Origin of the sequence: Bacillus sp. DHT2 (genome assembly GCF_026241455.1) — a bacterium.
Classification (GTDB): Bacteria; Bacillota; Bacilli; order Bacillales; family Bacillaceae_G; genus Bacillus_A; species Bacillus_A pseudomycoides.
Genome location: NZ_JAPHWH010000002.1, coordinates 642,857 through 667,100 on the forward strand (window position 1 = coordinate 642,857; position 24,244 = coordinate 667,100).

Consider the following 24,244-nt stretch of genomic DNA (forward strand, 5'->3'; position numbering starts at 1 on the left):
GAGAGATTACTGCCTGTAAAAGCTCAATTGGTCTAAACCCTATTATCCCGAACATAGCAAGCATATGCTATGGAAACGACATATACACATCCTGAGCACAGTAAACTTGCTATTATGGAAGTTTGATTTGTTTATTTTCTCTTGATTCTTTATATAAAACAATTGTGCTTCCAATTACTTGGACAATTTCAGCTCTCGCACCTTTAGCCAATTCTTCTGCAACTTCACGACGATCAAATTCACAGTTTTGTAGTACGCTCACTTTGAATAACTCACGAGCTTCTAACGCCTCTGCAATTTGTTTTACCATATTTTCATTTACGCCACCTTTTCCAACTTGAAAAATCGGTGTTAAGTGATGTGCTTTTGCACGTAAAAATCTTTTTTGTTTTCCTGTTAACATATAGTTAGCCTCCAAGCTTTCTCATTACTAATTGTTTCATTTTTTCGATATTCGGCATACGTCCTGTCCACAATTCAAATGCAAGTGCTCCTTGATAAACAAACATATCTATTCCATTCTGTACGATCGCTCCTTTAGCTTTCGCATCTTGCAGAAGCTTTGTCTCAAATGGATTATAAATAATATCCGAGACAATCGTCCCTTGTTTCAAAGATCGAATTTGCAACGGTGTATTTTGGATATGCGGATGCATTCCTATCGTTGTTGTATGAATGATAATATCATAATTCCCTTGTTCTTCAGTTGCTCGCTCTAATGAAAGAGCTTGCGATGTAATCTTTGCTTGGCATCCAGAGAGAAGATGATTTGCCTTTTCCACTGTTCGATTGGCAATATCAATTTCCTTTACACCTGCGTCTGCAAGCGAAAAATAGATAGCACGGCACGCTCCACCTGCACCGAGTAATAAAATACGCTTTTGATAAAGCGGCTCTTTACTAATCGATTGTAATGAACGAACATAACCAATTCCATCTGTATTATAACCAATTAGTTTTCCATCTCTATGAACTACCGTATTCACAGCACCAATTTGCTTTGCTAACGGATCAATTTCATCCAAGTATTTCATAATTGAAACTTTATGTGGAGTCGTGACATTAAATCCTGAAACTCCTAACGCCTTTAACCCTTTCACTGCTTCCCCTAATGTTTCTTCTTCTACAAGAAACGCATGATAATGAGCATCTATATTCAAGTGTTCAAATGCATCGTTATGCATGAGCGGTGACAATGAATGTCCAATTGGATTCCCGATTACACCATATAATTGTTTCATAAATCCCTCTCCATATTAAATTAAAGATTTACGTAATGAAACACTAACTCCTTTTGGTACATGAGCAACGATTTTTGCACCTGGCTCATTTACAGTCACCCATCCTAATCCAGAGAATACAACATCTGTTTTGGGCTCACGAATATTAAATTCATATTTCACAAGCCCAGGCATATTTTCTAGTTCTTCTGGAGTTGGTGGATTTAATAACTCCCCAGCATGTTTTTCATACAATTCATCTGCTTTTTCAAGTTTTGTACGATGAATTGGTAGACGATTTGATAAATGACAAGTGAACGCACGACGACCACCACTAATATAATCAAAACGTGCTAATCCCCCGAAGAATAATGTTTGTTCTTCGTTTAATTGGAATACCATTGGCTTAATTTCCTTCGTTGGTGTAATAAGCTTTAAGCTTTGCTTTCCAACGTAATGTGCCATTTGGTGGTGATTAATAATACCTGGTGTATCATATAAAGAAGATGTTTCATCTAATGGAATGTCAATTAAATCAAGTGTTGTTCCTGGAAAATGAGACGTTGTAATCACATTCTCAGTTTCTTCACTAAATTCTTTAATCATGCGATTAATAAATGTAGATTTCCCAACATTTGTACACCCTACAACGTATACATCCTTACCACCGCGGTACTGTTCAATCGCCTCAGCAAGCTCGCGAATACCTTGTCCTTTTGCTGCACTAATTAAAAAGACATCTTCTGGTTTTAAGCCCAGTTGCTTTGCACTATAACGCATCCAATGTTTTACTTTATCATGCTTTACTGACTTTGGAATTAAATCCGATTTGTTTCCAACAAGCAATACTTTGTTGTTCCCTACAAAACGATGTAAGCCTGGTAACCAACTACCATTGAAGTCAAAAATATCTACAATTTTGACAACAAGCGCGTCTGATTGTCCAATTCCATTTAAAATGCGCAAGAAATCATCATCTGTTAAAGACACATCTTGAATTTCATTATAGTTCTTTAAACGGAAACAACGTTGACAAATCACCTGTTCTTTTTCTAAAGATGAAGTTGGTGCATATCCAACCCCATTTTTATTTTCTGTTTGAATTTCTACACCGCAACCAATACATTTAATTGTTTCAGTCAAACTTTATTCCTCCCAGTTAATTAAACCTTTTTTCTTCATATTGCTCATAATTCTTCGTTCAATTTTTCGATTAAAGCGCGTTACTAGTCCATCTGTTTGTGCCACTGGCACGACTAAAATTGTATATAAACCAACGCGATTCCCGCCTAATACATCCGTTAACAATTGGTCCCCAATAACAACTACTTCATCCGCTTTTAAATTCATTTCTTGTATCGCACGTTTAAAAGCACGAACAAATGGTTTACGTGCGCTATGGATAAAAGGAATGCCAAGTGGATCTGCAAAATCCTTTACACGTTGCTCATTATTATTTGAAACAACCGTTACTTGAATGCCTTGCTCTTTCATTTTTAAAAACCATTGCTCAAGCTTAGGCGTTGCATTCGGGCGATCCCATTCAATTAAAGTATTATCTAAATCAGTAATAATACCTTTGATCCCGCGTTTTTTTAAATCTTCCGGTTGAACATGATATACGTTTTTTACGTATTCATTAGGTAAAAATAATTTCAATTTCTTTCACCTCTTTGAGGAGTTTTCTTAAAATTTTTCGACAACATTTTTCGATAGCGAGCTTGTGGATAACATTGTACACATTTTCCACATCGATATTTCAGTTAATTCAAAATTTATCAACAACTCATACACACCTTATCCACGGTGATATGTGGATAACCAGTCGTTTGTGACTATCATATTTTTTTGATACAGTAGATGCAACAAAGAACCTATCCTTATTATCGGAGGTGACTCACCTTGAAAACGAAACATATGGAACAGTTATCTACTGAGTTACTCACTGAGTCTTATTATAAAGCAAAAGAACTAAAATTAAATCCTGACTTCATTTTACTTATAAAACAAGAAATCATCCGGCGATCATTAGAGGACAAGCTTGTCAAATCGTCTTGAGTACATATAGATTACTGCTTCGCCTGTAAAAAGAGCCATCCTCAAGATGGCTCTTTTATAAAATGAAACTTCCATCCGTGGGAACTTTTCACTCATCACATAAGTCCATCTAACTTCTTGGTGTCCTCACAAGTTTGTGATAAAACTTTTACTGCCCGTTACCATTAGATAAGCGCGTTGCGATTTTTTCACCAACGTGAAGTTCTTGGCCACTCGTTAATGTTGAAACAACTTCAACCATTCCTTTTTCAAACAGTAACACGACTGTTGAACCAAATGTAAAGTATGCCATCTCTTCACCTTTTTGAACAGTATTTCTTTCATGAAGAAGCTCAATACTATTTACAAACATAGCTCCTACTTTTACAAGCGCCATATGTTGTCCTTCACTATCGACCTCTGTGACAGAACGATAGTTCTTTGACAATGGTTCTTTTCCATATTTCATTCCTGCTGCGTTTACTGGATATGATTTTCTTCCAAGTACAACTCTCTCTGTCACAGCACCTGAGAGCGGGCTATGAATGCGATGATAATGACTTGGACTTAAATAAATAACCATATATGTACCGCCGGCATAGCGTCTTGCTCGCTCTTCATTACCTAGCATATCCACAAGCGAATACCGCTTGCCTTTAATATCAAATGTTTTCGTTTCTTCAATAGGGCCATGATCAGCAGATACCCCATCAACAGGACTAACAATACTTGATGCCGCTGCATCTATTTCTCGTTTTCCTTCTTTCAACTTACGTGTAAATAATTCATGCAGCGTCTGGTATTCCTTTAAGTCCTTCTCCATCTCATCCTGATTCAATTGAAATGCTTTTGCATAAGATGAAATAATAATGGAACTTAAGCGAGACTGTGCAAATTTACGTAATATATAAGAAGTAAAACGCCCGTTTGTAAGTTCGATCATGAGTCGATATAATGTACGTCGCAAACCGCGAAACCTCCTAATAAGTCTTAATGTAACAATTAAGTTTAGCTTTCCCTTCTTTTCTTTCTATATCAGAAAGTGGTTTTTATATTCACTTATCATACATCGAGCCAGTCATATAAAAAGAAAAAACAAGTACTATTTCATTCTTAAATTCGTTAGCACCTTCTAATATTACAGATAGAACCCGTCATTTTCAACAGTGAACGTATATTTCTTCTTAGAGTTTCTTGTTTTATTCCCTTTTCATCAAAAGAAAAAACGGCTGCACTCGAGCTGCAACCGTACCACACACCTTTACGCTTTTCCCTTCTTTTCCTTCTCCGCACGAACAAATTCATGAAACATTTTCATCAGCGCTCGCTTCTCAATCCGGGACACGTAACTTCTTGAAATGCCTAGCGCTTTCGCAATTTCCCGCTGCGTTTTTTCTTTATCAAGACCAAGTCCAAACCTTTTTACAATCACTTCTTTCTCTCGTTCATCTAAAATATCGATATATTCCTTAATTTTTTCTAATTCCATGCTAAGCTGGATCATATCAATTACATCTTCGGATTCGGATTTTAAAATATCGATAAGTGATATTTCATTTCCTTCCTTGTCCTGTCCAATCGGGTCATGAAGTGAAACATCTTTCTTTGTTTTCTTCAGTACACGCAAATGCATTAAAATTTCATTTTCAATACAACGAGCTGCATATGTCGCCAGCTTCGTTCCTTTCCCCGCTGAATAACTCTCAATTGCCTTAATGAGCCCAATCGTTCCGATAGAAATTAAATCTTCCGAATCCTCACCTGTGTTTTCAAATTTCTTAACAATATGAGCCACAAGCCGTAAATTATGTTCAATTAAAAGATTTCTCGCATGAGCATCACCTTGCTCCATCAGCTCTAAGTACTTCTTTTCATCGTCTGGTGACAATGGCTGTGGGAACGCATTGTTTTTAACATAAGAAACAAATACAAACACTTCGCGAATCATGTATCCAATTGCGGCGAATAGACTCAAACCCTTCACCTCCGCCAAAATAGTGGTCTTTACTATATGTATGTGGGCGGGGGGGTGTTTGTGTCTGTACCTACTTAAGAATAGAAATGCATAAAAAAACAGCAAGATTTCTCTAGCTGTTTTACTTCGTTTCACGATGCAATGTTACTCGCTTTAATCGTGGACAATATTTTTTCAGTTCAATACGCTCCGGATTATTTCGCTTATTCTTCTTCGTAATATAATTACGATCACCGCATTCTGTACAAGCTAATGTAATGTTTACACGCATATGTAGACCTCCTTTTCTCCAAAGATCGCGACTAAAACGTAATGATTACGATTTATATAATAAATGCTATTATTCTTTTTGTCAATTCACCCTTTTAACAATCATTCTAAAAAGACAAAAAACTGAAACAATTAGTTCATACGAAATTCACATCAATCCATTACTATTAGAATTGTACATAATCAATTTATTAACAATCCAATTTATTGATATATGAAAGCTAATTAGAAAGGAGTTAAAAACAAATGAAAGCAAAATACCGTTTTATGATCTCATCATTTGCAGCATGCGCTTATATGATTTGGTATTTAGTATAATAAGCAACCTTATTTGCAAATATGAAAAGGTGTGTATATAAATGAAATATAATCAATCAACTGTTAACTATTGGAAAGCATTTGTATTACCTTATACATTCGCTTTAGAAGAGTTAAAAACAAAATTCGAAATTATGAACCGGGAAGCTCAATTCTTAGAGGACTACAACCCGTTTGAACATATAAAAACAAGATTGAAACAGCCTGAAAGCATCGTAAAAAAACTCGAACGCAAAAATTTAGCACCAACGATTGCAAATGCGCAAACACATTTGCAAGATATTATCGGCATCCGGATTACATGTTGCTTTGTGGAAGATATTTATCACTTAAAACAAGTCATTGAAAATCGTGAAGACATGGAAATTGTAGAAGTAAAAGATTACATTGCTAATCCAAAGCAAAACGGCTATAAAAGTTTGCATATGATTATTAAGTATCCACTAGCGCTAAATTCTGGTACAAAAGAAGTTTTTGCAGAAATTCAATTACGTACACTCGCTATGGACTTCTGGGCAAGTTTAGAGCATAAACTCTACTATAAATATGAGGGGAATATCCCCGATTATTTAAAAGATGAACTCCACGATGCTGCCATGAAAGCTGAAGAGCTTGATAATAAAATGGCAACCATCCGCCAAGATATTGATGAGATTGAAGCATGTTCAAATCAAATTTTACTACCATTATAAAAAGGTTCTCCTAATAAGAGAACCTTTTTATTTCTTTTCTACCGTCCGGACTTCTTCAATTTTCCAATGCTCATCTTCTTTTCCTAGCGCATACCGGATCTTTTTCTGAAGAGAGCTTCCACCATCTATTTCTTTTTCTTCTGTTTCAACAATGGCAAAATCGCCTTTTGAACTTTTCACTTGAACACGATTCAACTCAATTCTCTTATTTTCTCGTTGAAACGCCGCTTCTTTTTGTGTTCGTAAGTCTTCGGCGCCAACAATTTTGCCCGAAAACAAAGCCATATGTTGATCGAAATTTTTTTCGTTTGTCGTCTGCACAAACGTCTCTATTACATTCCGAATTTCTTTCTCTTCTTCTGGTGTTACATGTACCTTCGTTTCTGGTTTTACCGTTACCTCTTTTTTTTCTATATCTTTTTGCTTCGTTTCTTGCTGAAATTGACAACCCATTAATAATAACCCAGCTAGAGCAGAAGCCCCTATTTTCTTAACAAAGTTTTGCATCCTTTATTCCTCCAAAAAAGAAAAAACGTGGCGAAATGCCTCGCTTTCCTTCACAATTAGCGTCTGCCTTTATTAGGGTCACCGCCACCAACAATATCGAAGACACGTTTTGCTAAATTTGTATTTTCTTGAACGCCAGAGAATAGATATTTACCTGGTCCAAATGCATATACGTTCACATCTTCACCCGTATGTCCACCTGTTGTCCAGCCTGTAAATGAACGTTTATTGAAGATTTCTTCAATCGCATTATCAATTTTCGTTACATCTTTTGATGGAGCAATGTCATTCACGGATTTAATTTCTTCTGTTGTTAATTGTAAATCAATGTATTTTTTCAACGTTTCTTCTACATTTGCACCTTTTGCAATTTCATTTGCCATAAAGTCTGGTGTACGTTTCGCAGCTTTAATCGCATTTGCATTAAAGTTATATTCACCGTTTACACCAAGAGAGAATCCACCAGTAGAATGGTCAGCTGTTGCAATCACTAATGTATGTTTATCTTTTTTCGCAAATTCAATTGCTGCTTTAAATGCTTTCTCAAAGTCTTCCATTTCACTCATCGCACCAACTACATCATTATCATGGCCAGCCCAGTCAATTTGACTACCTTCTACCATTAAGAAGAAACCTTTATCGTTTTTATTTAAACGATTGATTGCTGCATTTGTCATTTCTTCTAACGAAGGTGTTTTTTCATTACGATCGATCATTTTATCTAAGCCACCTGGTGCAAATAAACCAAGAATTTGATCACTTTTATCATTTAATAATTGCTCACGATCTGTTACATAGCTATAACCAGACTTCTTAAATTCTTCTGTAAGATTCCGATCTTTTCTTACAAAGTTATTCACGCCACCACCAAGAAGAACATCTACTTTATGTTTCCCATTAATTTTCTCATCAAAGTAATCATTTGCAATTGCATCCATATTTTTACGGCTTATATCATGCGCTCCAAAAGCAGCTGGCGTTGCATGTGTAATTTCAGAAGTTGCAACTAAACCTGTTGATTTCCCTTGCTCTTTTGCTTGTTCAAGTACTGTTTTCACTTCTGCTTGATCATTATCAACCGCGATTGCTGCATTGTATGTTTTCACACCTGCTGACATCGCTGTTGCCGCTGATGCAGAATCTGTAATATTTTGATGCTCATCTTCTGGATATGTCTTTTGTGTTCCTACAAGATGATTATCAAATTCTGTCGATTCCATTTCAAACGTCTTTGGATTGTCTTTCATATAACGATGAGCAGTCATATACGAAGGTCCCATGCCATCCCCAATTAAAACAATTACATTCTTAATTTTTGGATCACTTGCTTTTCCATCCGCTTTAATTACATCTGAACGTGTTACGCCCCACGTTACTACGGAAGTAAGTGCTAACGATGTGACAACTGCAAATGGCCATGCTTTCTTCATAAACTTTTTCACTTTTTTTGTCCCCCTAATACGTTATTAAGTTCCCTATACCCAATTTAAAGGAAGACTATTAAGGAAAAGTTAGTTATATGTAAATATTTTGTTAAGTAATGTAAATTTTAGTTATAATTTGTATATCTTTGTCTTATATCATTAAGCTTTATCACCTTTACAAAATGAAAAGAAACTAGTATAGATTTTTCAAAATTAAAAATTACTGCTTTACATTCTCTCTGTTTATGACTATGTATTCATTTTTTTCATGGTAAAATATTTCTACTAGATTAGAAATGTGGTGATTCAATATGCAAATACAAAAACTAAATAATTCTAGTATTTCACAGCTCATTTCTCTTTGCGAGGCTGTTGGATGGTTACAGCCTCAATTATTTATGCGAAATCAATTTGAAATGTACCTGTCAATCGGAAGTCTATTTGGCTATACACAGAACGAAAAACTGATTGCTACTGGTGGGGTATTCCCTTCCGAATCTGGATTTTCTTCTATCGGTATGTTAATGGTTCACCCCAACTTTCAAAAACAAGGACTTGGCCATTCTTTACTCGATTTTTGTGTGCAACAAGCGCCTACTTCTCTCCCAGTTATACTCATCGCAACAGATGCTGGTGTGCCCTTGTACCAAAAATACGGCTTTACGACAATTACAACAATCCATCGCTTTGAAAAATTTGTTACAAATACATCTACGAATCTCTCTCATTTAAAGCAAATTATACAAGATGATCTTAGTTCTCTCAGTAAGCTTGATAAAACCGCAACAGGTACGCATCGTCCAAACCATTATTCAATATTACTAGCTAGAGCAGCACTCACATTTAAAATTGAAAGAAACCACAGGATAGAGTCTTTTGCATTATGTATCCAAAAAGGGGATGTACTGTGCATTACCCCTCTTATCGCAAAAAATGAGGGAGATGCAATCCAATTATTACAATCCATTTGCAAAGGTTGGAATGGAACTGTACGTATAGATGTTCCACACTCACAATGTACATTTCGAGCACACTTGGAATCGAAAGGATTTCAAGAAACACTGCTTTCACCCCTTATGATAAAAAATGGAAGTCACCTATCTGGAAATCGTGACCATTTATTTGCTATGATGGATGCAGCGTTATGTTAGAAAGGGGTCAAATGCTTGAAACGAATGAAATCTTATATAGTAAGCTGTCTTACTCTTACATTGCTAGTGGGTTGTAATGCGGCAGAAAAACCAGTAGAAACAGTAAAACAGGTAAAAAATACAATTGAAACAAAGTTAACAACAGATGAAAAAATGGTCGAAATAGATGGACAAACTATTTACTTTAAACAAATTGGGAAAAAGAAACCACCATTACTTATGCTTCATGGATTTGGTGGATCATCCAACGGATTTAGCGATATTTATGCAGACTTAGCAAAAGATCATACGATTATCTCCGTTGATGTTTTAGGATTTGGCCATTCTTCCAAGCCGATGGATTTTCCATATTCTTTCCCTAACCATGCCAATCTTTATTATAAGTTAATGAAAAAATTAGGATATGATACATTTGCAGTGCTTGGTCATTCTATGGGTGGAGAAATTTCTCTTAATTTAACATACTTATATCCAAATGCAGTTACCCATCTCATTTTAACGGACGCTACAGGAGCTGTATCATTAACGAACAGAAATGCTTCACCTAAGCCCCAGTTATCAACTGATTTAAATACTGTTTCTTCAATTACAAATTATGATGAAAGTAAAGTGAAATTTAAACGTGATGATACAGAACATTATAACCAAATGAAAATGTGGCCTAGACGCCTTAAGATTAATGCTAGTGAAATCAAGCTTCCGACTTTAATTATTTGGGGCAGAAATGATAGTAGTGTATCATGGAAAGAAGGCGAATCTTATCATCAGTTTTTAAAAAACAGCGCCTTTCATATTATTGAAAAAGGTTATCATGCCCCATTCCGCCAAGAACCAAAAGAATTTATGGGCTATGTAAAAGAATTCTTTGAAAAGAATCCAACCGAAACGACAAAGTAATAAAAACGGGTATCTCACCTTTGAGATACCCGTTTCATATATTAAGCAGCTTGCCTCTGTCTTTTTTGCGTTTTTGAACCTAGTAATTTAGGTCCAATCCAACCATCAATTCCAAGTTTTCCAGCATTCATGCCAGCAACTAAAACAAACATAGATAAAATAACCATTTGTGGATTCACACCTAGAGACCCACTAAACATATAGGAAAAGTTCATTACAAGACCAAAAAAGACAGCTGTTTTCGTTAAACAACCTACAATTAAACCTATTCCAACTAGAATTTCTCCCCATGTTACAAGCGTGTTAAATAGATCAACATTCGGAATTGCAAAGTCTTGTAAGAATGCTGCCCACCAAGATTGAACAGCTGGTTGTGCTCCTTTTGACTTTTCAATAGCCCCCTGCAAATAACCTGTCGCATCAAATCCCTTTCCTTGTAACTTTCCGATTCCAGCCATCAACCATGTGTATCCCAGATAAACACGGATAATCGCTAACACAAAAGAAACTGCTTTGTTTTCTCTTAAAAATTGAATAACCATATCTTCCTCCTAAAGATGTAATTAAGTTAGTTACAGGTAATATCTTAACATTAGTTACTTATTTTTTAAATGTTAATTATGAATAAATTGTGACAATTATATAGAATGTTAAAAACTAACATTTATATAGTTGCTTTTATTTCCTTGCAAAAAACTTGAAAATATCATACCATAATTGATAATGATTTTCATTATTTTTCGCAAAAAAAATTATGCGGTAAATGTGAAACGTGCTTATCCTATATTCGGATAAGCACGTTTCATTCTCTATATAATTCAAATGTAAGAGTCCCGTTATCTAATGATTTTGCATCCTGAAATGCATCATCTATTGTTTTTTGATGATTAATAAGCCCGTAAAATAAACGCATTGTAAACATAAGTGCTGCATTTCCATCCACATAATCTGTTGAGCCTATATAAGCTTTTACACCACTATTTAAAAATGCTGTCGCAAGTTTTGGATCTCCTAGAGTACACCCGCTATTGATAATATACTTGTTATGCAATTTTGCATATTGTTTAATTTCAGTTACACCAAAGTTTCCTCTCAGCTCATCTTTCTCATACACATCTTCCCCTAATTCTTCCATTACAAATTCCCCTTCTTCACCATGAAAGCAAAAGATAATATAATCTATATCTTCATACAAACTTTTCCCTGAAAGAACATCCATCAAATCCCGCGGTCGACCAATCCAATATGTAATAACTCTTGCTCCAAAATACTCAAGCGTCGCTCGAAGCGATTGTGCTTCTAAATCTGAATTATCGCCAACTACTAACGCAATATTCAAATAAAAAACCTCCATTCATAAGTTTATTTCATACACACCTGTTTCTTCTAAAAAACCCTCTCTGGTTAGAACTAAATTTTGTAAATACTGCCTATATGCTGTAATCGTTCCATCGTGTGAAACGATACAAATTCTTTCTGTATGTAATGTATAACACCAATCGATGAATTCATCTGCTATATTCTGAAATTCCTTCTCTGAAGTCGTATTTATCCCCTGATTCCATAACATATCGTTTGTATTTTCTCTTAAAGAAAAACTAGGAAATAACTCTTGAATTACCTTTGTATCTAACAACCTGTCACACGGTAATGTTCTCGCTCCTTCACGATAAGGGAAAATACGTGGAGAAATATAAGGATGTGTTATTTTGCGGCAAACTACTTGTGAGCTCCATATCGCAGCAGTTTGTAATGTTCGAAGCGTAGGACTCGCTATTAATACATCGATTTCTTGTAGTGGTAAACTACTTTGAAGTAACAATGCTTGTTTTTCGCCTTCTTTTGTCAAAGCTGGATTCTCTAATTGCAAGCTCATAGGTAAATCTTTTGTATGTGTTCCCTCGCCATGCCTTATGAAAATAAGTTTCATAGTTTTAGTCCTTTCTATGAAAATAAATATATCTTTCTATCTTTTCTCCTTTCTCTTCTATATTCCTTTTGCATTATTTTTAATCACAATTATGAATGATGCTGTAAAAAATACCCGACACCCCTATTAGCAATTATTACAATAAAATATGTAAACCATTTTTATCCCGCATTAACGGGCAGTAAGGCCTCCACCTCAAAATTCAGTGAAAGCAAAGAAGTTAGGTGGGGATCAACTGCCCGTAAAAGCCCGATTGGTGAGGGCTAATAATCATCAGTGGGGGATGAAGAAAACCCCACTGATTAAAGTTTCACTTTATAATTCTTATATATTTAGGGAGGGATTCACAAATGTTTGAAAGCTGAAAAATCTATACAGAGTTATACATTTTTTAATCCGAATACCAATTCATGATTCTCCTCTCAAATGGTTATAGTAACAGAGATAAAACGAAATTCTGAGGAGGATATATCAATGAGTAACTCAAATGATTTTTTAGACACAATACACGAAAAACAAGCGAAAGACGAGCAAAATAGAAAACGCCAAGGGAATGGAAATCCTGGGAAAAAGAAGCCGAATAAAACGCACAAATAACTATAAAAAAGCTGCCTAAAAAATATTCTAGGCAGCCTTTTTTAACCTTCTTTTACAGAAATAACTTCCTCCCAATTCCATTTTTCATAATACCACTGGGGGACATCAATATTTTCAATCCATTTCTTCGCTTTCGATCCATCTCCATTCGCCAACCACATATCTGCCTTTTTACGGTCAGAGCGCATCCATGTCAGCTGATTTTCACTTTTTATATAAAGTGGATTGTAATCTCCATATTTTTTTGAAGGAGTTGTAATTTGACGCTGTCGATTTGATTGAATATTTACTTGGTATAAAGAAGGCAATGATCTTTTTTCTTCTTCGTTCGACCATTCCATTGCCTTCGCTCTTGAAAGAGTAATAAGTTCATTATCCTGCCATGTAAAATCCCAATCAACATATCCTTTTGGAGTGAATTTTTCTTGCTGGAGAGCGGGTAATTCCTTTACTTTTAAATGTTTATTCTCTAACGTAAATCTTCCACTTCCTTCAATATAAGCTAATATATTTTTCGATGGAGCCCATTGTATCCATTGGCTGTTTAATAACATTTGATCTACTTTTTCAAAATAACTTCCGTCCGCTTTCAAAAGACAAAGTGTATTACTATCAGCTGACCACGAAGCAGTTGGTACAGCTAAAAAAGCAATCCACTTTTGATTTGGAGACCACTTGAAATCACTTGCAATATAAGCTAAGAAATCTTCCTGCATACTCGGTAATGTATACAGGGGTTTCATTTTATTCGGATTCATTCCTGCATCCTTTTGTACTTCATATAACTGCGCTCCTGTCCAACCTGTTGGAAGCAACTGAGCCTCAGACGAAACAAGAAATTTCTTTCCGTCTGGATACCATGCATAGTCTCCTACACCCGATGATACATTTTCAAACGTTGCATTCTTCTTCTCTGCATCAAATGTATTTAACGTGCTTGTAAATTCAAATGCAATTATATTCTCTGCCGGTGACCATTGATAATTCGTTGCTTCTGTCTGAGACGGAACAACTTTTTTTCCATCCGCAACACGGTACAATTCAAGCTGATTTTGTTCCTCTCCCTTTGCGTATGCGATCCATTTTCCATCATGTGACCATTTTGGCTTTGTTATATACTCTCCTTTTGTTATTTGTTTTTCGTTTCCATCGATTTTTATCCAGAGATTATGGTTACGGATAAAAGCTACTTGTATATTTTTTGTTTCAGCTTGAACAGTAGGCACAGCTTCACATAAGCAGCAAACACAGACAATCAAAACAATTATTTTTCTCCACATCTTTTCCTATCCTCCTATAGATAATTCCCACTTATCGTTCCCCTTATCTACTATATTTAAATAAAATTATTGTTGACAACTATTCAAATGTAGTTTTATAATACAAAACATAGTTTAGTTGAATGAATTATATATCGGCTTTGAAGGAAACCTAGTAGCGACTTATATCCCTGACTCAGAGAACTGATGGTTGGTGCAAATCAGTACATATACAAGCGTGAATTACAATTCTGGAGCTTCTTTCCCGTAGTGCGATTATGCATGAAGAGAAAGACGGATCTTTCCGTTATCTTAAAGTAAGTGGTAAACAATTTTTTGTTTACAAGTAGGGTGGTACCGCGATTTCTATCGTCCCTTTCGGATTTTCCGATAGGGGCTTTTTTGCGTCTTCCCCTTTTAAACAATTTCATATATTACGCGTTGAAAGAATCGCAGTAGTAACTTATATCCCTGTTTCAGAGAGCTGATGTTTGGTGCGAATCAGTACATATACAAGTGCGAATTACAATTCTGGAGTTTCTTTTTCGTAGTGCTATTTTTGTATGAAGGAAAAGACGGATTTTTCCGTTATCAGTAACTGAGAAGTAGGTGGATTTTCACTTACAAATAGGGTGGTACCGCGATTTCTTCGCCCCTATCGGATTTTCCGATAGGGGCTTTTTCTATTTCTCACAAAAACAAATGTTAAATAATTCCGAATCTTATGATAAAATTTTATAAGCGCTTACAATAATTGAAAGGGGGTGATATACCCAAAAGTAATCACAGCAGTTTTTACAGATAAAAAAGGAGGATGTATTAATGACAAAGAAAACAGAAATTCCATCACATTTAAAACCATTTGTATCCACGCAGCATTACGATCAGTACACACCGGTTAATCACGCTGTGTGGCGTTACATTATGAGACAAAACCATAACTTTTTAAAAGATGTTGCTCATCCAGCCTATGTTAACGGACTACAATCATCTGGTATTAATATAGATGCAATTCCAAAGGTTGAAGAAATGAATGAATGCTTAGTACCAAGTGGTTGGGGTGCAGTAACGATTGACGGCCTTATTCCCGGCGTAGCGTTCTTTGATTTCCAAGGACATGGTTTATTACCAATCGCAACAGATATTCGTAAAGTGGAAAACATTGAATATACTCCAGCTCCTGATATCGTTCACGAAGCAGCTGGACATGCACCGATTTTACTTGAGCCTACATATGCAAAATATGTAAAACGATTTGGCCAAATTGGAGCAAAAGCATTTTCAACTAAAGAAGAACACGATGCTTTTGAAGCTGTGCGTACTTTGACAATTGTGAAAGAAAGTCCAACTTCTACACCAGAAGAAGTTGCAGCAGCTGAAAAAGAAGTTGTCGAAAAGCAAAAGCTTGTTTCTGGCTTATCAGAAGCGGAACAAATTTCTCGCCTTTTCTGGTGGACAGTCGAGTACGGCTTAATTGGAGATATAAATAACCCGAAAATTTACGGTGCCGGTCTTCTCTCCTCTGTCGGTGAGAGCAAACATTGTTTAACAGATGCTGTAGAAAAAGTCCCATTCTCAATTGAAGCTTGTACAAAAATGACCTATGATGTTACAAAAATGCAACCACAGCTATTTGTATGCAAGTCATTTGAAGAATTAACAGAGGCACTTGAGAACTTCTCTGAAACAATGGCTTTTAAAACAGGTGACGCAGAAGGATTAGAAAAAGCAATTCGTTCTGAAAACAATGCAACTGCTCAATTAAGTAGTGGGTTACAAATTACAGGTACATTTGCAGAAAAGATTCAAAATGATGCAGGTAGAGTGATTTACATGAAAACAAATACACCGACTGCATTAGCACTAAACAATAAACAACTACCGAATCATTCTACAGCTGTACATCAAGATGGATTTGGTACACCAGTTGGTTTATTAGAAGGCAATGTTTCACTCGAAGATTGCACAGATGAGGAGTTACAAGCATTAGGCATTATCATTGGTAATCGTACGGAACTATACTTTGCAAGCGGTGTTCATGTAAAAGGAACAGTAACCGATATTATGAAAAACGATGAAAAAATCGCTCTTATTTCATTTACAGATTGCACAGTGGTTTACAAAGATCGTCTATTATTTGATGCTTCATGGGGAGCTTTTGACATGGCAGTTGGTTCAAAAATCACTTCTGTATTCCCAGGCGCAGCCGATGCAGCCGCATTCTTCGAAGTGACTGAAGAAGTAGAAGAAACACCAGAACCACTTACATTAACTGAGCTTGATCGTATGTATCAAACCGTTCGTGATATTCGAAATGAAGGTGTGTTACAAGATTCACATGTGGAACAATTAGTAGCAATTCAAGAGGTACTAAATAAGTTCTATACGAAAGAATGGTTGCTTCGTCTTGAAATTTTAGAATTACTTTTAGAGCATAACAAAGGGCACGACGCATCTACTGCTCTATTACAACAACTTTCTACTTTTACAGAAAATGAATCTGTAAAACGTTTGATTAGCAATGGTCTTGCCCTATTCTCAATAAAGGATGTGAACAATAATGCAACGACTAACAGATGAAGAAGTGCAAGAGGAATTTGCAAAGCTAGATAAATGGACAGTGAAAGATGAAAAATGGATTGAGAGAAAATATATGTTTTCCGACTACTTAAAAGGTGTCGAATTTGTCTCTGAAGCCGCCAAACTATCAGAAGAACACAATCACCATCCATTTATCCTTATCCAGTATAAAGCAGTCATTATTACTTTGTCATCCTGGAATGCAAAAGGTTTAACAAAACTTGATTTCGAGCTAGCAAGACAGTTTAATGAACTCTTTTTACAAAATGAAAAAGCAATTATAAGATAGTAAAAAAAGGAGAAGCCTTTATTTAGGCTTCTCCTTTTACAATCAATTGAATACAGTGACCAAACGGATCTTCTACTTGCATTATTCCATCTTTATACGTAGCAATCGCGCCAATATATTTTAAGCTTTCACACACTTGCTCTTTTTCTTTTTCATCTACTAGTACAATTGTGAAATATTTCAAGCCAACGGAATTTGGCATTTGCGGCGGCACACCTTCACCTTGCCATGTATTTAAACCAATATGGTGATGATAGCCACCTGCTGAAACAAATAATGCACCATTTCGGACTGGAATCGTCACTTCAAATCCAAGCCCATCTACATAAAAACGTTTTGCTTCTTCTAAATCAGCAGCATGTAAATGAATATGTCCCATTACTGTTCCGTTTGGAAATCCATTCCACTCATTTCCTTGTTGTAATAATCCTTCTCCATCTAATGGGTTGCTAACAAACGGAAGCTCTCCCTTTTCATCACGCCATACTTCTCTTTGACGATCATGATAAATTTCGATTCCATTTCCATCTGGGTCAGCTAAATAAATTGCTTCGCTAAAGTAATGATCTGCCCCGCCATGTAACGGATACACTTTCTGCACAAGATGAAGAAGAATATTTGCTAAATCTTGTCTACTTGGTAGTAAGATTGCAAAGTGATATAAACCAGTGCGACTTCTTTGTTTTGGAAGAGCATTTTCTTTCTCTTCTATTATAAGAAGTGGTTCATTACTTTCATTACCAAGTGTAGCGATATGCTCCTCTTCTCTTACCACTTTCAATCGTAACACATCTGTATAGAATGCTAGAGATTGTTGTAAGTTCGATACATATAAATGAACTGCACCGAGTGTTGTACTGGGATGAAGTCGAAAGTCCATATTGTTATGCCCCCATTTCGATTAGTCTTTTTTGAATACAGTTGCTTTTAAGAAGTTATCTACAAAACCTTCAGCTTTAACAACGAATAAGTAAAGACCCATTGCCAACAATGCAAGGTCTAATTCGTATCCTGGATTCTTTCCATCTCCTAATAAACCAGCAGACCATTTTACTTTTACAATTGCTCCAACTAAAATAAGTGCGAATAATAATCCAATATAACGTACACCTAAACCGATAATCAATAACAGACCACCAACTAATTCTACTGTCGCTACGCCGTATGCAAGAGCACCTGGTAAACCAATGCTTGTAAACCATCCTGCAATATTATCAATGCCTGATTGGAACTTTGCCAAACCATGCATAAAAAACGTTACTCCTAATACGATACGAATAATTAAATTACCAATATGTTGATTCATTTTGTTCTCTCCTTTTTAGTTTTATAATATAAAACTTTTGTTTACATTACAAAACATACAATAATTTTTTTTATTCGTCAATTTATTTTTCTTGAGAAAAAAATGTTTTTTTTTGCTATGATACAAATAGTTGTCTACAAAAAGGAGCTTGATTATTATGAATATCGGTTCTGCAATACGTGAAATTCGTCAGCGCAGAGGCGTCACTATCGCCCAAATTTGTGAAGGAACAGGACTTTCTAAAGGTTTTATGAGCCAGGTCGAGAATAATAAAACTTCTCCATCTATCTCAACTTTAGAAACAATTTCCAAATTTTTAAACGTTCCTCTCCCTTATTTATTACTTGAGCAAAAAGATCACATGAAAATTGTAAAAAAGGAAGAACGAAAATACAGTGTGTATGGAAAAGATGAACAAAGGATTGAACATGTCGCTGAGCAAGGAGGCCTTCGTTTATCTTTAGTAGAAATCCCAGCTGGATTCCCAAAAGAAAATATACCAAATGCTCATGAAGGTGAAGAATGCCATCTTGTTTTGCGCGGTAAATTAGAAGTACAGCACGGAGAAGATATCGCGATTGTGGAAGAAGGAGATTCTTTCTCCTGGAGTGCATGTGTGCCACATATTGTGCGTAATATTGGCGAAGACTCCGCATTATTACTCATCTCGAGCCATGCTGAAAATCGAAAACGTGTATATTAAAATGCAATGCAAAAAGCCTGTTTTCAAAAATGAAAAACAGGCTTTTTGCATTATTCTCGTATAATTCCATAGCTTGATCCTACTAATACTTCTTTCCCTTTTTGATTACGATAAATCGACTCTATCGATACCTTTTTGTACCCTTCCATTTGTTCCACACTTGTAAGAGTTACATCACAAGTAATTGTATCTCCAGTAAAAACAGGCCTGATGAATTCACTTACTAATTCCCGTGCTATGTAATGTACCTCTCCACCAATTTTCGTTCCAATACTTGCAGTTAATAACCCATGCACCATTAAACGTCCCTGCTCATCATGTTCCATATGATGTCTCCCTTTATCACCTGTAAGATGAGCAAATTCCAAAACCTCTTCTTCTGTAAATGTTCTTTCGTACCGAAACGTATCTCCTACTTTAATATTCATTTTATCCTCCTTTTTAAATTTCTGAATTTTCTTTATTATTTTACCACAAAATGAATAGACCTTCATTTTAATCACTAAAAGTATCGTTACAAACTGTTAATAATTAACATTTTCGTGTTATTATTTAAGTATCTTTGGTGAAATTGGAGGTCTTAACAATGACATTTGAATTAGTTAGTGGCATATTATTGGCAGTTTCATTACTCTTCTATTCCACATTAGAAGTTTGGCTTGCTCCCAATAATAACTCCTTCTTTAAAGGTTTCAAAAAGAAAATGATATTCCTACTCCCCTTGTTTACTCTCTCATTCGCAATTCACTACTTCTTTTTTGTACAATAAAATAGTTTATCTGTGTAAATACAAAAGGATCGCTATCGTCTAGCAATCCTTTTTACACGCTTTCTATTATCTAATGGGATTATCGATGTCCTGCTTTTTTCGCTTCATTATAACCATAATAAGCACACGTCCCATTTTGAGATAAATCCCGCACCTCAAAACCACAACTACGATAAAAATCAAAATTATTCGCAGAAGTATGAGCAAACCAATCTCCATGAGGGAGTTTCTGCATACAAAGGGAAACGAGCTTCTTTCCTAATCCTTTTCCTCTATATTCATACTTCACAACTAAATCCATAATATTTGCAGCCATTATCTGATCAGAAATAACACGAACCATCGCAATCATTTCTTCCTCATCCCAAATCGTAAAAGCCCACGTAGAATTTTCAAATGCTATCGTAAATTTTTCAATTTGCCATGATGGAATGCTATTGTTACTCCAGCCCGCATCTTCAAATAAACTTTTAATTGCATAAGCTGGCACACCTGTCGTTCCTTCTCGAATAATGAGTCCATTATGATAAATATACAATCCCATTCCCCCTTTTATTGTTATATACTATTCTTTAAAAGTTGAATATTACCTTTTTAAAAGGAGAAAAAGATGAAGGGATTTTTATTATTCTTTTACACTTCTTATGATTACTATACAAACTACTAATATAGCATTCTTTTGTTTATGGATCCTTACATTACTACTTCTACTACTAAAAAAGAAAAACTATCATCATTTCATATGGATTACTCTATTATTTTGGAGTGGATTCTTTCTCTATTTATTTACTATGGATCAAATTTCCTTTTCTTCAAGAGAACTAACAATTATTGTGAAACGTCTTTGCCTACTTCTTATTTTTGTGCCATTTCTCATAGATGCTCTTGTACGCAAACAGCGAATATCTCTAAATTAGAATCAACCAAAATGGAACAATACTTTGCACATGCCTTTTATTTGGAGTGGTCCTCATCAAGTTAAAATTTATATATTTCTTATCATCGCGATTTCTATTAACATCGTCACCTTTACACCTTTTCTACTACAAAAAGAAATATCTTATATACAACATCTCATGCTATTTGCCGTATTGTTTTCTATTATCAATGGCGTATTAGAAGAATGTATTTGGCAGGGAATCCTACTACATCAGTTTACAAATCAGTTTGATGAAAAATAGGCTATTTTGCTTACAAGCATTGGTTTTGGTTTACAGCATTACTCCTTAGGTTTTTCTTGGAGTGTTTCCACCGCTTTTATTATAGCTGGTATATTTTATGGAGGAATAGTTGTGAAATCAAATAGTATCATTCCAGCTATTATATGGCATGTAATTTTAAACATATTAATGGTATTTAGTAGTCTCTTTCTTTAAAAGAGCAGGATTTATCCTGTTCTTTTAATTGCATATACAAGAACATCTATTCCATGAAATGATGCTGTCTTCTCATAACTCATTCCTGTTTTTCGGGCAACAAAGATAGAAGCAGGATGATCTGGATTAATAAGAGAAATGAGCTTATTCAAACTTAACACTTGAAAACCATAATCTCGAAAGGCTGTTGCTGCTTCCTTTGCATATCCCTTTCCCCAATACTCTGGAAGTAACCAGTACCCAATTTCAATTTCTTCTCTTCCATCTACTTGTTGCCTAACGAGTCCTGCGTGACCAATTGGTGTATCTGTTTCCTTTTCAATCATTAGAAATAATCCTAAACCGTTTTTATAACTAGGAAGAACCCAGCTTTCAAGACTTTTTTTACACTGCATATATGTTTTCGGAGTTCCGTTCCCAATGTAACGCATCACTTTCTCATTTCCCCATAAAGAAGCGTAAAAATCTAAATCGGTCATTGTATATTTGCGAAATTGTAAATGATCTGTATGGAACATACTCCTACTCCTTTCTTGTAGATTCTCTTTCTATAACTGAAATAGGCAATTGTATACGTTGTATATGCTCTCCTCGTAATTGTTTATGCAATAATACGATAGTATTCTTTGCCATACTTTTGATGGAGGTATTGATCGTTGTTATATTAGGGTGCATTATCATGGAGATCTCTTGATTATCAAATCCCATAACACCAAAATCTTGTGGGATACGAATTCTTAATCGTTGCGCTTCCATAATGATTCCAGCAGCTATCTCATCACTACCTGTAAAAATTGCATCAGGAGCATTTTTCATGGATTGAATGACATGTATAACATTCTTTCCATCCTTCAGTCCACAGCAATTCGAAAATACCCATTCTTGCTGCAACTGTAGGCCATGCTCCTTTAAAGCTCGTTTATATCCTTGGTATCTCTGTCTCTGCGCTTTACTTTTTAATGTATCGTAACAAAATCCTATACGTGTATATCCATTTTCAAAAAGGTGCTTCGTTCCTATATAACCTGCTAACTCTTCATCAAATTGAACTGTGGATACGAATTCTGTTTCTACATGTTCATTACAGATAACAATTGCTCCTGAAGAGACCGCACGTTCTATTTCCTCTATTGGCAAAGAAAGTGTAGTAAAAATAAACCCATCTAACTTCTTCGTCCTAATATATTGTAAAAATTCTCTTTCTCTCTCAACTTCATAATTTGATTGTAATATCACGACATCATAACAATCTATTTTTAAAATACCACTTAACTCTTGGATTAACTGACTAAAGAAGGGATGATGTAAATTTGGTACGACTACACCGATTAAATTTGTTTGCAGACGACGTAAATCTTTCGCCGTTGCCACAGGTACATAATTTTTTTCATCAATAATCGCTTGCACTTTCGCCCTTAATTCTGGACGTACATACGGATGATGATTGATTACACGGGAAACCGTTGCTTTAGACACTCCAGCTAATTTCGCGATATCTTCAATTGTAGAAATCTTAACTCCCCCCTTGACCTGTAATGCATTTCAGAATGTACAGTATATGGTAACTATTATAAACGAGGTGACATGAAATATGGGGAAAATTCAAATTTCAGGAAAAATTATTGAAACAAAGGCAGTTGCCTTTGATAAAGATGGTACGTTATTTCAAGCTACTCCATTTTGGCAGGAAATTGATAGACTGCGAAAATCCAAATTTTCACAAATTGTTGGTAAAAAGTATGAACCACTTTGGGAAAAAGCAGTTGGATTTGTCCCTCCAAACCAAGTTGATTTTAAAGGCCTATTAGCGGTCGCATCTGAAGAAGAAGAAATAATTGTTGTCGCGAGCCTTTTATATCAAATCAAAAAATATCCATGGCATCGTTGCAAAGAACTCGCTACTACCATATTTGAAAAAAGTAATGAACAATTATCCATTGAACAAGCTTTTCATCCTATTCAAGGGGTAACTGAATGCATCATTTCTTTGCAAAAAGAAGGAATATACACAGGTATTCTTACCTCAGATAATAAGGTGAGAACAAAAAAGTGTATTGATTTACTTAACATACCATCTTTTCAATTTCTCTTTACGCCAGAAGATGTAGAAAACGGAAAGCCTTACCCAGAAATGATTACAAAAGCATGTGAACAACTTGCCATTAAGTCAAATGAACTAGTAATGATTGGAGATACTGTTGTGGATGTAAAAATGGCCAAAGATGCCGGAAGTATCGCTGTCGGTATTGCAAATCATGAACATGCTATAAAAGAACTAACACCTTATGCAGATTTTATTATTACCGATTACAATGATATACAAGTTTTAACAAAAAAAAGACAGTAGACAAAGCTTGTCTACTGCATCCATATCATAACTAGTATAAAGAAAACTACAGTTGAGGGGGGGAGGACTTTCAATTATATACTAGATATTTATCTTGTTCTAACAACGGACAAGAACTTCCGTTCACAAATGACCTTGAATTAGAACTTAGTTCTATTATATTTCAATTGATAAAGATTATCATTGTCAATATAAATCACATACATTTTCTACAAATTTTACTTATACGAAAAAACGCTACAAAAAGATACACTCTTTTCGTAGCGTTTCATCTATCAATCTTATTCATACTCGTTCTCCTCTAACCTGTCACGCAATACTTTAACACGCTTGAAAAAGAAAAATGACATCCCTAAAAATAAAACAATAACACCCATCATCGCAAAGGATTGTACAGTTTCTCTCCCTCCATTTGGGATTAATAAACCAATCATTAAAAATGTGGCTAGCGCAAGAAGAACTTGACCGAAGCGAATATAATCTGCTATTTTCTGTTGTAATTCTTTCATACTTCTACCACTCCTCCCTCTCACTCTATCATATTCTAATCGTTTCTGAGGCAAGTAAATACAGCCAATGAGGGAGATGTTTTCCAAA

General features: G+C 35.3%; 30 protein-coding genes and 2 other annotated features. Of the genes, 10 read left to right on the plus strand and 20 right to left on the minus strand.

The features are described 5' to 3' along the window. Positions 1 to 112: 112 nt before the first annotated feature. Genes yhbY through ORL93_RS08490 form a run of 4 tightly spaced genes read right to left on the minus strand, consistent with a single transcriptional unit; the run spans position 113 to position 2,879 of the window. Entirely contained in the window at positions 113 to 403 is a 291-nt protein-coding gene (yhbY, locus tag ORL93_RS08475) for a ribosome assembly RNA-binding protein YhbY (RefSeq protein ID WP_003200592.1), read from the minus strand. 4 nt (positions 404 to 407) lie between these two features. Beyond that, complete coding sequence (aroE, locus tag ORL93_RS08480; protein ID WP_018782541.1) at positions 408 to 1,241, minus strand: shikimate dehydrogenase; 834 nt, start codon at positions 1,239 to 1,241, stop codon at positions 408 to 410. A 15-nt stretch (positions 1,242 to 1,256) separates the two neighbouring features. After that, the gene (gene yqeH / locus ORL93_RS08485; RefSeq protein ID WP_003200588.1) at positions 1,257 to 2,363 is read right to left on the minus strand and encodes a ribosome biogenesis GTPase YqeH; all 1,107 of its coding nucleotides are present in this window, start codon (positions 2,361 to 2,363) and stop codon (positions 1,257 to 1,259) included. 3 nt (positions 2,364 to 2,366) lie between these two features. Continuing rightward, the gene (locus tag ORL93_RS08490; RefSeq protein ID WP_003200585.1) at positions 2,367 to 2,879 is read right to left on the minus strand and encodes a YqeG family HAD IIIA-type phosphatase; all 513 of its coding nucleotides are present in this window, start codon (positions 2,877 to 2,879) and stop codon (positions 2,367 to 2,369) included. Between the two features lie 243 nt (positions 2,880 to 3,122). Here ORL93_RS08490 and sda point away from each other — a divergent pair, with 243 nt between their 5' ends. After that, the gene (sda, locus tag ORL93_RS08495; protein ID WP_000850094.1) at positions 3,123 to 3,278 is read left to right on the plus strand and encodes a sporulation histidine kinase inhibitor Sda; all 156 of its coding nucleotides are present in this window, start codon (positions 3,123 to 3,125) and stop codon (positions 3,276 to 3,278) included. A 148-nt stretch (positions 3,279 to 3,426) separates the two neighbouring features. Here sda and ORL93_RS08500 read toward each other — a convergent pair whose 3' ends face one another. The 3 genes from ORL93_RS08500 to rpmG all read right to left on the minus strand — a co-directional run bounded on the left by ORL93_RS08500 (position 3,427) and on the right by rpmG (position 5,503). Next, complete coding sequence (locus tag ORL93_RS08500) at positions 3,427 to 4,224, minus strand: phosphatidylserine decarboxylase (protein ID WP_018782540.1); 798 nt, start codon at positions 4,222 to 4,224, stop codon at positions 3,427 to 3,429. Between the two features lie 294 nt (positions 4,225 to 4,518). Next, positions 4,519 to 5,232: an RNA polymerase sporulation sigma factor SigK gene (gene sigK / locus ORL93_RS08505; protein WP_016116395.1), complete on the minus strand. Its 714-nt coding sequence runs from the start codon at positions 5,230 to 5,232 to the stop codon at positions 4,519 to 4,521. Between the two features lie 121 nt (positions 5,233 to 5,353). Beyond that, complete coding sequence (gene rpmG / locus ORL93_RS08510) at positions 5,354 to 5,503, minus strand: 50S ribosomal protein L33 (RefSeq protein ID WP_001265619.1); 150 nt, start codon at positions 5,501 to 5,503, stop codon at positions 5,354 to 5,356. 358 nt (positions 5,504 to 5,861) lie between these two features. Here rpmG and ORL93_RS08515 point away from each other — a divergent pair, with 358 nt between their 5' ends. Beyond that, entirely contained in the window at positions 5,862 to 6,512 is a 651-nt protein-coding gene (locus ORL93_RS08515) for a GTP pyrophosphokinase (protein WP_003200578.1), read from the plus strand. Positions 6,513 to 6,539: 27 nt separating this feature from the next. Here the strand turns inward: ORL93_RS08515 and ORL93_RS08520 are convergent, their stop codons facing one another. Both ORL93_RS08520 and ORL93_RS08525 read right to left on the minus strand, forming a co-directional pair. Beyond that, positions 6,540 to 7,019, minus strand: a complete 480-nt coding sequence (locus tag ORL93_RS08520) for a Cif family virulence factor (protein WP_265958856.1) — start codon at positions 7,017 to 7,019, stop codon at positions 6,540 to 6,542. Between the two features lie 56 nt (positions 7,020 to 7,075). Further along, positions 7,076 to 8,461 (minus strand): alkaline phosphatase, encoded by a 1,386-nt coding sequence (locus ORL93_RS08525; protein ID WP_003200574.1) that lies wholly within the window; start codon positions 8,459 to 8,461, stop codon positions 7,076 to 7,078. 293 nt (positions 8,462 to 8,754) lie between these two features. Between ORL93_RS08525 and ORL93_RS08530 the strand changes: the two genes are divergently transcribed. Further along, entirely contained in the window at positions 8,755 to 9,594 is an 840-nt protein-coding gene (locus ORL93_RS08530; RefSeq protein ID WP_097794447.1) for a GNAT family N-acetyltransferase, read from the plus strand. A gap of 24 nt (positions 9,595 to 9,618) precedes the next feature. Continuing rightward, positions 9,619 to 10,491, plus strand: a complete 873-nt coding sequence (locus ORL93_RS08535) for an alpha/beta fold hydrolase (protein ID WP_371388594.1) — start codon at positions 9,619 to 9,621, stop codon at positions 10,489 to 10,491. 41 nt (positions 10,492 to 10,532) lie between these two features. Here the strand turns inward: ORL93_RS08535 and ORL93_RS08540 are convergent, their stop codons facing one another. The 3 genes from ORL93_RS08540 to ORL93_RS08550 form a co-directional block, all read right to left on the minus strand. Continuing rightward, positions 10,533 to 11,033, minus strand: coding sequence for a DoxX family protein (locus tag ORL93_RS08540; protein ID WP_003208549.1), 501 nt, complete (start codon positions 11,031 to 11,033; stop codon positions 10,533 to 10,535). Between the two features lie 260 nt (positions 11,034 to 11,293). Then, positions 11,294 to 11,845, minus strand: coding sequence for a hypothetical protein (locus ORL93_RS08545; protein WP_006095972.1), 552 nt, complete (start codon positions 11,843 to 11,845; stop codon positions 11,294 to 11,296). Then, on the minus strand, positions 11,846 to 12,421 hold the full coding sequence (locus tag ORL93_RS08550; RefSeq protein ID WP_265958859.1) for a histidine phosphatase family protein: 576 nt from the start codon (positions 12,419 to 12,421) through the stop codon (positions 11,846 to 11,848). Positions 12,422 to 12,895: 474 nt separating this feature from the next. Here ORL93_RS08550 and ORL93_RS08555 point away from each other — a divergent pair, with 474 nt between their 5' ends. Then, entirely contained in the window at positions 12,896 to 13,018 is a 123-nt protein-coding gene (locus ORL93_RS08555) for a DUF4023 domain-containing protein (protein ID WP_003200562.1), read from the plus strand. Between the two features lie 41 nt (positions 13,019 to 13,059). On the opposite strand, the gene ORL93_RS08560 is transcribed toward ORL93_RS08555, so the two are convergent. After that, positions 13,060 to 14,298: a TolB family protein gene (locus ORL93_RS08560; protein WP_098160989.1), complete on the minus strand. Its 1,239-nt coding sequence runs from the start codon at positions 14,296 to 14,298 to the stop codon at positions 13,060 to 13,062. 131 nt (positions 14,299 to 14,429) lie between these two features. After that, positions 14,430 to 14,657 (plus strand) — a binding site (T-box leader). A gap of 52 nt (positions 14,658 to 14,709) precedes the next feature. Next, positions 14,710 to 14,937: a binding site (T-box leader), on the plus strand. 162 nt (positions 14,938 to 15,099) lie between these two features. On the opposite strand from ORL93_RS08560, the gene ORL93_RS08565 reads away from it, so the two are divergent. Next, complete coding sequence (locus ORL93_RS08565; RefSeq protein ID WP_265958860.1) at positions 15,100 to 16,857, plus strand: aromatic amino acid hydroxylase; 1,758 nt, start codon at positions 15,100 to 15,102, stop codon at positions 16,855 to 16,857. Beyond that, on the plus strand, positions 16,835 to 17,146 hold the full coding sequence (locus ORL93_RS08570; protein ID WP_265958898.1) for a 4a-hydroxytetrahydrobiopterin dehydratase: 312 nt from the start codon (positions 16,835 to 16,837) through the stop codon (positions 17,144 to 17,146). Before ORL93_RS08565 ends, ORL93_RS08570 begins: the two co-directional genes overlap by 23 nt. 22 nt (positions 17,147 to 17,168) lie before the next feature. On the opposite strand, the gene ORL93_RS08575 is transcribed toward ORL93_RS08570, so the two are convergent. After that, positions 17,169 to 18,026, minus strand: a complete 858-nt coding sequence (locus tag ORL93_RS08575) for a VOC family protein (protein WP_097794452.1) — start codon at positions 18,024 to 18,026, stop codon at positions 17,169 to 17,171. A 21-nt stretch (positions 18,027 to 18,047) separates the two neighbouring features. Next, positions 18,048 to 18,452 carry a DoxX family protein gene (locus ORL93_RS08580; RefSeq protein ID WP_003200553.1) on the minus strand — a complete coding sequence of 135 codons (405 nt, stop codon included), beginning with the start codon at positions 18,450 to 18,452 and terminating at the stop codon, positions 18,048 to 18,050. Positions 18,453 to 18,609: 157 nt separating this feature from the next. Between ORL93_RS08580 and ORL93_RS08585 the strand changes: the two genes are divergently transcribed. Continuing rightward, a complete protein-coding gene (locus ORL93_RS08585) occupies positions 18,610 to 19,155 on the plus strand; it encodes a helix-turn-helix domain-containing protein (protein WP_003200551.1) in 546 nt (181 codons plus the stop codon). 50 nt (positions 19,156 to 19,205) lie between these two features. On the opposite strand, the gene ORL93_RS08590 is transcribed toward ORL93_RS08585, so the two are convergent. Together ORL93_RS08590 and ORL93_RS08595 are read right to left on the minus strand one after the other, a co-directional pair. Beyond that, positions 19,206 to 19,583 (minus strand): MaoC family dehydratase, encoded by a 378-nt coding sequence (locus ORL93_RS08590; RefSeq protein ID WP_016132059.1) that lies wholly within the window; start codon positions 19,581 to 19,583, stop codon positions 19,206 to 19,208. A gap of 420 nt (positions 19,584 to 20,003) precedes the next feature. Continuing rightward, positions 20,004 to 20,462 (minus strand): GNAT family N-acetyltransferase, encoded by a 459-nt coding sequence (locus ORL93_RS08595; RefSeq protein WP_018765876.1) that lies wholly within the window; start codon positions 20,460 to 20,462, stop codon positions 20,004 to 20,006. 649 nt (positions 20,463 to 21,111) lie between these two features. On the opposite strand from ORL93_RS08595, the gene ORL93_RS31370 reads away from it, so the two are divergent. Then, on the plus strand, positions 21,112 to 21,300 hold the full coding sequence (locus ORL93_RS31370) for a CPBP family glutamic-type intramembrane protease (protein WP_176524559.1): 189 nt from the start codon (positions 21,112 to 21,114) through the stop codon (positions 21,298 to 21,300). An 11-nt stretch (positions 21,301 to 21,311) separates the two neighbouring features. Here ORL93_RS31370 and ORL93_RS08600 read toward each other — a convergent pair whose 3' ends face one another. Next, positions 21,312 to 21,818: a GNAT family N-acetyltransferase gene (locus tag ORL93_RS08600; RefSeq protein ID WP_097794455.1), complete on the minus strand. Its 507-nt coding sequence runs from the start codon at positions 21,816 to 21,818 to the stop codon at positions 21,312 to 21,314. Positions 21,819 to 21,822: 4 nt separating this feature from the next. Continuing rightward, positions 21,823 to 22,776 (minus strand): LacI family DNA-binding transcriptional regulator, encoded by a 954-nt coding sequence (locus tag ORL93_RS08605; protein WP_003208567.1) that lies wholly within the window; start codon positions 22,774 to 22,776, stop codon positions 21,823 to 21,825. Positions 22,777 to 22,891: 115 nt separating this feature from the next. Between ORL93_RS08605 and ORL93_RS08610 the strand changes: the two genes are divergently transcribed. Next, positions 22,892 to 23,647 carry an HAD family hydrolase gene (locus ORL93_RS08610; protein ID WP_097794456.1) on the plus strand — a complete coding sequence of 252 codons (756 nt, stop codon included), beginning with the start codon at positions 22,892 to 22,894 and terminating at the stop codon, positions 23,645 to 23,647. Between the two features lie 281 nt (positions 23,648 to 23,928). Here the strand turns inward: ORL93_RS08610 and ORL93_RS08615 are convergent, their stop codons facing one another. Further along, positions 23,929 to 24,156: a YrhC family protein gene (locus ORL93_RS08615; RefSeq protein ID WP_003200539.1), complete on the minus strand. Its 228-nt coding sequence runs from the start codon at positions 24,154 to 24,156 to the stop codon at positions 23,929 to 23,931. Between the last annotated feature and the right edge of the window lie 88 nt (positions 24,157 to 24,244).